Here is a 1234-nt window from a genome sequence, read left to right on the forward strand (position 1 = left end):
CGTACGGCCCACAGAATGATGTCACGCTGAAAATGCCGGCCTTTGAATGGGTTCATGTGCAGCTCCATCAGCAAAAGGGGATGATAAGTTTATCACCACCGACTATTTGCAACAGTGCCAACCCATGTTATATTGCACAAGATAAAAATATATCATCATGAACAATAAAACTGTCTGCTTACATAAACAGTAATACAAGGGGTGTTATGAGCCATATTCAACGGGAAACGTCTTGCTCGAGGCCGCGATTAAATTCCAACCTGGATGCTGATTTATATGGGTATAGATGGGCTCGCGATAATGTCGGGCAATCAGGTGCGACAATCTATCGATTGTATGGGAAGCCCAATGCGCCAGAGTTGTTTCTGAAACATGGCAAAGGTAGCGTTGCCAATGATGTTACAGATGAGATGGTCAGACTAAACTGGCTGACGGCATTTATGCCTCTTCCGACCATCAAGCATTTTATCCGTACTCCTGATGATGCATGGTTACTCACCACTGCGATCCCCGGGAAAACAGCATTCCAGGTATTAGAAGAATATCCTGATTCAGGTGAAAATATTGTTGATGCGCTGGCAGTGTTCCTGCGCCGGTTGCATTCGATTCCTGTTTGTAATTGTCCTTTTAACAGCGATCGCGTATTTCGTCTCGCTCAGGCGCAATCACGAATGAATAACGGTTTGGTTGATGCTAGTGATTTTGATGACGAGCGTAATGGCTGGCCTGTTGAACAAGTCTGGAAAGAAATGCATAAGCTTTTGCCATTCTCACCGGATTCAGTCGTCACTCATGGTGATTTCTCACTTGATAACCTTATTTTTGACGAGGGGAAATTAATAGGTTGTATTGATGTTGGACGAGTCGGAATCGCAGACCGATACCAGGATCTTGCCATCCTATGGAACTGCCTCGGTGAGTTTTCTCCTTCATTACAGAAACGGCTTTTTCAAAAATATGGTATTGATAATCCTGATATGAATAAATTGCAGTTTCATTTGATGCTCGATGAGTTTTTCTGATAGTTAGTCTTTGTAGAGACACAAACCTGAAATTCCGGACACCGCGCTTCAGGACATCTCCCTGGACGCCGATATCTGGCAGTATCCGGACGGGGCACTGTTGCAAATAGTCGGTGGTGATAAACTTATCATCCCCTTTTGCTGATGGAGCTGCACATGAACCCATTCAAAGGCCGGCATTTTCAGCGTGACATCATTCTGTGGGCCGTACG

Annotated in this window: 1 protein-coding gene; it reads left to right on the plus strand. The window is 44.8% G+C overall.

Annotated elements, in window-relative coordinates; genetic code table 11:
- Positions 1–206: 206 nt before the first annotated feature.
- Positions 207–1022 (plus strand): aminoglycoside O-phosphotransferase APH(3')-Ia, encoded by an 816-nt coding sequence (gene aph(3')-Ia, locus JMN36_RS10595; RefSeq protein ID WP_000018326.1) that lies wholly within the window; start codon positions 207–209, stop codon positions 1020–1022.
- Positions 1023–1234: the final 212 nt, after the last annotated feature.

It is taken from the genome of Corynebacterium pseudokroppenstedtii (genome assembly GCF_019754945.1).
Classification (GTDB): domain Bacteria; phylum Actinomycetota; class Actinomycetes; order Mycobacteriales; family Mycobacteriaceae; genus Corynebacterium; species Corynebacterium pseudokroppenstedtii.